The organism is Mycobacterium sp. (assembly GCF_049281135.1).
In the GTDB taxonomy this organism is placed as follows: domain Bacteria; phylum Actinomycetota; class Actinomycetes; order Mycobacteriales; family Mycobacteriaceae; genus Mycobacterium.
This window is the reverse complement of sequence record NZ_JBAPRN010000231.1, coordinates 1-7,076: the sequence shown is the minus strand read 5'-3', so window position 1 is coordinate 7,076 and position 7,076 is coordinate 1. Positions and strand designations below refer to the sequence as shown.

Here is a 7,076-nt window from a genome sequence, read left to right as displayed (position 1 = left end):
TCGTCAACGAACGTCGTTGTCGTGAACGATCGCTCAGAGTCGAGTTGATTTTGTGACGCATGATGTGGATGCTGCGGCGCGCCGTCAGACCACAGTTGGCGCGCGCTGCGCTGTTGTTCGGGATGGGCCTGACGCCGACGCCGCCCTCAGCCACGGCCTGGGCGCTCGAGGTCGCCGATAATCCTGTGGTGGCCACTCGGGAGCTTGCCGCCGGTCCGGCATCGGCGCCGCGGGAAGTCGTGATCGCGACGAAGTCCACCATGCGGGCAACCGGCAGCCCGGGCAGCGTCGACACCGAATTGCCTTCGCGGTGCGACTCGCCATGGCGCGCCGCAAGTAATCGTTCACCAGGCGGCGGCGCTCATGGCCGGCGCCACCGAAAACTAAGCGTCACTCGAGATCCGCTCGCCGTGCGGCCGATGCAGCTGGGTGCAGAGCTCGATCATGGTCTGGAAGACCTCGGGCTGTTCTTCCGGCTCCATGATCGCAGGCGCCAGATCGCTCGGAGCGATGTAATCGGCACCGGCTTCCACCCAGGGCTGCAACTGGGCGGCGACTTCTTCCGGTGTTCCGATAAGCCAGGACTTTTCGATCATCTCCGGGGTCACGCGGCCCACCACGTCGTCAACCTCGGCCCGGCTCATTTGATGCGGCAGCATCTTCAGCGCGTAATGCCAGTCCTCGGGAAAGATGAGATCGATTCCCTCGGCTTTCCACGCGCCGTGGTGGAGCCTGCCGAAAGCTGCGGTCATCCACTTGGTGATCGGATTTGACAGGAGGCGCTCACGCTGGTCGTCGTTGCGATAGATGACGACGAACGGCCAGAAGCCACAGGTGAAGGCCTCCGGATCGCGTCCCTTGCGCTCGAGTTGCTCGCGTATTTCACGCACTTGCACGCCCCATTGATCGTGGCTGACGAAGGCGCTGGGGACCATGCTGATGAACCCGTCAGCATGGGACGTGGCGATGTCGATCAGCTGCGGGCCACCACCGAGCGCCCAGATTTTAGGGACCTTCGGGAAATGACCGCCGATCCAGGCGCCCTCGTAGGTCCAGTGTTTGCCTTCGTGGCTGATCAGGCCGTCGGATGCAAGCAGCTTACGCACGATCACAAAGATGTCCTCCATGCGTGCCAAGCCCTGGGAGCGCTTCCAGCCGAACGGCTTACACTGCTTGAGCTCACCAGCCGCGAACTGGAGTGCGACATTGGCTTCGGTCGCCGCGGCCAACGTCAGCATCTGCTGGAGCAGCTCGGCCGGACCGTTGCGAACCGCATCCAGCGTAGTGGTGATGTTCAGCCGACTGGTGGCGTTTGCGGCCAGCAGCGCCACCATGCTTGCGTTGTAATACGAGTCGCAGTCGCCGCTCAACCGCGCCATAGGTGTGACGTCGGTTCGCCACAGCGCCTGCGGCACGAAGCTCACCAGCTGATCCCAGGTCTGGAACCAATCAACGACGCCGGTGGCTTCCAGTTGGCTGGCGACCTCGGCGCCGGCCTGTGGCGGCAGGTACCGGCTGGGCCAGTAATTCACGCCGACTTCAACCGTCTTGGACATGCTTGGACCCTTTCAAAGTCTCGCGGCGGAAACTGACCTTTTTGATCGCTCGCCCGGAAACGCACGATTCGCGATTGTGTGCCGCGATCGCCTCCAGCGATTCCAGATCCTCTGCCGCCTGGCAGGTTCGGCGCACACTCTCGAGCGTGACATCCCTGGGCTGCATCTCGGGCTGCAGTGAGTAGCGTCCAATGGTGACCAGCCACATGAACATCGCATGGAGCATCTGTTGTCGGTACGCCAGAAATGATTCCCCGGGGATTCGGCAGCCGGCCTCGGTCAGCCGGTCGCAATAGCGGGCCACCAAGTCTCGCTCCCAGGCACGTCGGTTCTCGACGGTCAGATGCGTGGATAGCGCATAAGCGATGTCACGGGCCCATCCCCCGCGCACTGCACACTGCCAGTCATACAGGCCCATCTGGTTGTCGCCGGTCACATACCAGTTGCCGGGATGCACGTCGCCGTGCAGCAACGTCTGCGGGCCGGCGATATTGATCTTCAGTGATCGCATCAGCGTGTCCGGCACTTCGATGCTCCGGCGGTAAAGCCTGGGCGGTATCACCTCACGGGCGCGCACGAAACCCACCAGGATTCGCTTCTGCGCGTTGATGGTGATGTTCAGCCGCGCCATCCACTCATACGAGTCGAGCAGCCACTGGCCGAAACGCTTGCGCGGTAATGTATTCCAGAATTGGACGTGCAGCGCCGCGAGTGTGTCGATCATTTGCTCGGCCTGTTCGCGCTCGAGCTGACGCGTGAGGATATTACCGAAATGCGCTCCGCGAGTGTGCGACACGTCGTCGATGATCAGCAGCTGGCGGTTGGTAAGCGGGTCGTAGGCCGAGTACTGAGTAGTTGGCGCCTCGATCACCAATTCCGGGCGCAGCTGCGCGTAGAACGCCGACTCGGTCACGCCCAGCCCTACCGCAGCCGACACCAGCCGCCTCATGAATCCGGGCCCGGACTTCGTGAAGAGCCGCTCGGTGAGCCCGGCTTCGCTGCCGGCGTCGTTGAACATCACCCGCAACGTTCGTCGTGACGATGTTCCGTCGTTTCGCGGACCGAGTTCGTGGTCCAGAACTTTCGCGCCGGGTATGCCCCCGCAAAGGGCGAGCGTCAGCCATGCGTTGGTGAGATGCTCGGGTGTCGGCGGGACCTCCCGCAATGTGACGGGGCGCGGATTGGTGATTCGCTCTTTGGCGACGTGGTAAGCGATCCGACCGGTTAGCGCGGCCCGGGCCAGCCCAGGTCCCATGCCGCTAGCGCACGGCCCGGGCCAGCAGCTGGTCGACGTCGGCCCGCAACCGGGTGAGCTCGGCGCCGTCGGCGGGCGCGGCTTCGGTTGGCACGAGCGCGTCCCAATCCATACTGTCGACGGCTTTGGACAGGTAGATCGGGTTGATGATCATCCACGTAGCGAACACCGCCAGCGGCAGATACCAGGCGATGATGCCGTTCCAGGCGAGCGGACCGTTGTGGAAGAAAACGTTGAAGGTGCCGGGGGTGAACATCAGCGCGACCCAAAGGTTGTAGTAGCCCAGCCAGCGCGGGAAGATCGAGCGCTCGCGCCGGTCTATCAGCACGGCGATGCCGAAGCAGACTACCTGCGTCGCCGCCGTGGCCGTGATGCCCACAAACGGAATCCATGCCATGTCGTTGAGCAGTTGGATGAGTTCGGGCGCACGGTCGACGCGGAAAGTCGCTGTTTGCCAGAAGAAAATCAGGTAGATGAATTCCAGGACGAACAGAGCGCCCGACCCGAACTCGATCATGGCCAGTGCCGGAAACCGACCCTCGATGCGGCGCATGTGAATCGCCATCGACACCGTGAACGGCATCAACAGTGACGCCGAGAACATGCACAAGATCATCCCCCACCGAATCCTGTCCCGGTGTCCGATGATGAATTGCGCTGTCTCGACTGCGTTTTGACCCGGAGACCGGGTGGGTACGAATCCGGCGATCAGGATGAAGCCGATTGCCATGCTAACCAGGCACAGCGTGCCGCTCCACGCGCAGAACTTGTGAACAGTTCGATTCATCCTTACCTCCACATCACAGATGGTGCACGGATATTCAACGCGGGAGTCACGCGCTGGCGCGCGCGAAGGCGTGCACCATTGACCGGAACGCGTCCTCGCTTGACGCTTGATCGATCGGTGGCACATACGGTGTGTGCAAGACGATGTGTGGCAGCACGCCGTCATAGGCGGCGAGTTGTTCGGCCGCTTCATCCGGGTTGCCCGCGATTGAGAAGGCACGCACCAGCGCATCCGATGCGGCGGTGGCCAGCGCCGCGGGTCCCTCGCCAAGAAGCCGCTTCAGCACGTGGTCGCGATCCTCTTGTAGGCCCATGAATTCGATCACCGTCGAGCTCACCGGGTAGGCCACGTAGTTGCCGACGTTGATGCGGGCACGTCGCAGCGCTTCGTTTCGATCGCGCGATACGCTGCAGATCACCAACGCGGTGACCTCGATGTCCGACGGGTCTCGGCCCGCTTTCGCCGCGCCGGCGGCCACGTTGGGAAGAACGTGCTGTTGGATGAACGTCGGTGTGGGCAGGAAGCCAACCACACCGTCGGCCACTTCACCGGCCAGTCGAAGCATTCGCTCCTTCAATCCAGCCAGATAGATGGGTATCTGGGGCCGCACCAGGCTGCGGGTGCCCCACGGGTTAAGGGGCGGGCTGGATGCGCGGTAGATCTTGCCCTGGAAGTCGAACGGTTCGTCGGTCTCGAAATGCCGCCAGAGCTGCCGCACCACGTGGATGTATTCGCGCATGCGGGTCAGCGGACGGTCGATGTCGGTGCCGTTGAAGCACTCCATCCAGCCCGCGCCGCCGGTGCCGAGACCCAGAAGGGTTCGTCCGCCGGAGAGCTCATCGACATCGGCGGCGGCATTGGCCATCTCGTAGGGGGTGCGGGGCGCAGCGGTCGCGATCCCGGTGCCCAGCTGAATTCGGGAGGTGGCCCGTGCGTTCAGTGCGTGGGTAATAAACGGATTGCGGTAGAACTCGTAGTCCCACACCGAATCGAAACCCGCGTCTTCGGCGAGCGCGGCGAACTCGGCGTAGCGCTCGTAGGGCTGATTGAGCATCGGCAGCGACACGCCGATGCGACTTTGGGCGGGTAGCGTCATGGTTGCGCTCCTCGGATCGACGCCGTTGTGCGATCGGCTAAGAACGATCGTTCACACTCTACAGTATCCATTGCGTCTGAAATCCGTATCGGGCGCGCCTTGGTCGATGACAACTGTGTTAGCCCGACGTTGGGCCGCGGCTATATGACACGTGGCCCAACGACCCGAATTACTGAATGGCCGGTACTTCTCGCCTCATGGCGCGGCGGTGGCGGTGGCGGTGGCGGTGGCGGAGTCGCCAGACCTCGCGCGGCCGGCATCGGCCATCCTGAAGACTACAGTTTGCATCGCGGCCTCAGCCCCTCCGGCCGCGAAGACCCCCTTGCGCGCAATCTTGGCTCGTCGATCAGCGCTGCATGCGGGGGCGCCGCGGCAGCAAATGACCGTGGCGTCTGAGCTCGCTAGTCTGATCCGTAATAGGGCGGTGGGTAATTGCCCCTGAGCAGGAAAGCGAACGCTGCGAAGCCGTATTCCAACTCGTCGCTCATGTCGTAGTCAGGGTTCTGATCCATCTACCAACCTTCCGTCCAACATCGACAGTGCGCAAATTACGCTCAAACCAACCCCTGCAGCTTATGCGGTAGACGGGTCGAGCGAAAGCTCGTTCGCGTAACCGGCCGATGCGTCGGGTGCGGGCAGGACACCGCTTCAGCCCGCTTGCGCCATCCCCACGTTTTCGCCGCTAGTCGGGCTTGTCGCACCTTGCCGGGCCGCCGTGAGGAGTGGTTCACTATTCTGGAATTGCATGTTTCAGTAATCATCAGGCAATAAGCGAACGAGGGTGATGTGAGAGTTCTGTCGAAGCGGCTCCGAATTCTTTGCGCTGCCATGCTCGTCGTCGCGATGTGGGACATCACCGCCACGGCCGGTCGCGCCCCAGTGGCCAATGCGGCGGGCATGGAGTCCCTGATGGTGCCGTCGGCGGCGATGGGCCGCGACATCCCGGTGGCTTTTATGGGCGGTGGGCCGCACGCGGTGTACCTCCTGGACGCGTTCAACGCCGCCCCCGACGTGAGCAACTGGGTAACCGCGGGCAATGCGATGAATACGCTTGGCGGTAAGGGCATCTCGGTGGTCGCGCCCGCCGGCGGCGCTTACAGCATGTACACCGATTGGGAGCAGGACCGCAGCAAGCAGTGGGACACGTTCCTGTCGAGCGAGCTACCGGACTGGTTGGCCGCCAACAAGGGATTAGCGCCCGGCGGACATGGTGCAGTCGGCGCCGCGCAAGGCGGTTACGCGGCGGTCGCGCTCGCCACGTTTCACCCCGATCGGTTTCGCTACGCCGGATCGCTGTCGGGAGTGCTCGCTCCCGAAAGGACCTCGGTGGACGGTGCTGTCCGGGCCGTTCTGAAGAATGACGGTGGCGTCGACAGTGCGAACATGTGGGGGTCTCCCCAGTTCGGCCGGTGGAAGTGGCATTCCCCGAACGCGCACGTTCAGCTTCTCGCTGACCAGAACACCCGACTGTGGGTGTACAACCCGCACAGCGGGAGCCCGAGCGACGATGGTGCGGTGGGCACGGGCGGCCAAGCAGATATCTGGCAAAGCACCGCCCGGGATTTCTACGCTTACTACCGCTCAGCCGGCGGAAAAAACGGCCACTTCGACCTGGGGGGCGGCGGCGCTAACGACTGGGGGTCGTGGAGCCAGCAGCTGGGCGCGATGTCAGGCGACCTGGCCTCGAACATCAGGTAGCCGCCGGCAACGCGCCAACGTTCATCGATCCGGTTCAGGTGGCGTCACGCGGCCACGTCAGCACGCCACCTCGATGGTGAACGAGTGCGTCGTGGGCACGTGCGATGTCGGGCCATAACCGAATGCGGTCCCGGCGATGTGGTAGGTGCTCTCGGTCAGAGCGACGGTGGCGTCGCCTCCCAGGTGCCGGTCGTAGTCACCGGTAACGCCATTGAGGTTACGGATCCGGACAAATTCAGCGGCGAGTTTCCCTTTGTCAGACACCATTACCGTCACGCCCGAAGCCTCGCTGCCGGTCGTTATCGTGGTCAAGTATTCCTCTGGTGGCGCACATTCCGCCCCGGCCGGAGGGAGTTCTTTGCCGTCGATAGTGAGCTGCGCGGTGCCGGGGATCAATGTCCCGGGTGCTCGCTTCACGGGCTTGGATGAGCAGGCTGCGCCGCCGCCGATAATCAGTGCGGCCGCAGCGATCAAGGCGACCCTGTTCTTCACGGCAACCCTCCTGTTCGCGAATCGTGCCTGAAGTGTATCGGTACCCAGGCAGGTGTACGCAAGCATTTCAGGACGCCGCGATTCAGAATTTAATAGCCGTTTTCGCCACGCAATATCAATAACAGCGTTTTGTGCAACGAAGGGTCGCGCGACCATTTACGAAGTGGCTCAAAGCCGCGCGCAGGGTCATCC

At 63.1% G+C, this 7,076-nt stretch carries 6 protein-coding genes and 1 pseudogene; 2 read left to right on the top strand and 5 right to left on the bottom strand.

Features of this window, described 5'->3' with window-relative positions:
* Positions 1 to 65 precede the first annotated feature (65 nt).
* Positions 66 to 380: pseudogene (locus WAN02_RS09425) on the top strand (enoyl-CoA hydratase); the annotation flags it as partial.
* Positions 381 to 383: 3 nt separating this feature from the next.
* Here WAN02_RS09425 and WAN02_RS09420 read toward each other — a convergent pair.
* The 4 genes from WAN02_RS09420 to WAN02_RS09405 form a co-directional block, all read right to left on the bottom strand.
* Positions 384 to 1,334 carry an LLM class flavin-dependent oxidoreductase gene (locus WAN02_RS09420; protein ID WP_422263886.1) on the bottom strand — a complete coding sequence of 317 codons (951 nt, stop codon included), beginning with the start codon at positions 1,332 to 1,334 and terminating at the stop codon, positions 384 to 386.
* Positions 1,335 to 1,539: 205 nt separating this feature from the next.
* On the bottom strand, positions 1,540 to 2,811 hold the full coding sequence (locus WAN02_RS09415) for an aminoglycoside phosphotransferase family protein (protein ID WP_422263885.1): 1,272 nt from the start codon (positions 2,809 to 2,811) through the stop codon (positions 1,540 to 1,542).
* A gap of 4 nt (positions 2,812 to 2,815) precedes the next feature.
* Positions 2,816 to 3,598, bottom strand: a complete 783-nt coding sequence (locus WAN02_RS09410; protein WP_422263884.1) for a hypothetical protein — start codon at positions 3,596 to 3,598, stop codon at positions 2,816 to 2,818.
* A 46-nt stretch (positions 3,599 to 3,644) separates the two neighbouring features.
* The gene (locus tag WAN02_RS09405) at positions 3,645 to 4,694 is read right to left on the bottom strand and encodes an LLM class flavin-dependent oxidoreductase (RefSeq protein WP_422263883.1); all 1,050 of its coding nucleotides are present in this window, start codon (positions 4,692 to 4,694) and stop codon (positions 3,645 to 3,647) included.
* A 786-nt stretch (positions 4,695 to 5,480) separates the two neighbouring features.
* Here WAN02_RS09405 and WAN02_RS09400 point away from each other — a divergent pair.
* Complete coding sequence (locus tag WAN02_RS09400; protein ID WP_422263882.1) at positions 5,481 to 6,392, top strand: alpha/beta hydrolase-fold protein; 912 nt, start codon at positions 5,481 to 5,483, stop codon at positions 6,390 to 6,392.
* A 57-nt stretch (positions 6,393 to 6,449) separates the two neighbouring features.
* Here WAN02_RS09400 and WAN02_RS09395 read toward each other — a convergent pair whose 3' ends face one another.
* Positions 6,450 to 6,884: a lipoprotein LpqH gene (locus WAN02_RS09395; protein WP_422263881.1), complete on the bottom strand. Its 435-nt coding sequence runs from the start codon at positions 6,882 to 6,884 to the stop codon at positions 6,450 to 6,452.
* Between the last annotated feature and the right edge of the window lie 192 nt (positions 6,885 to 7,076).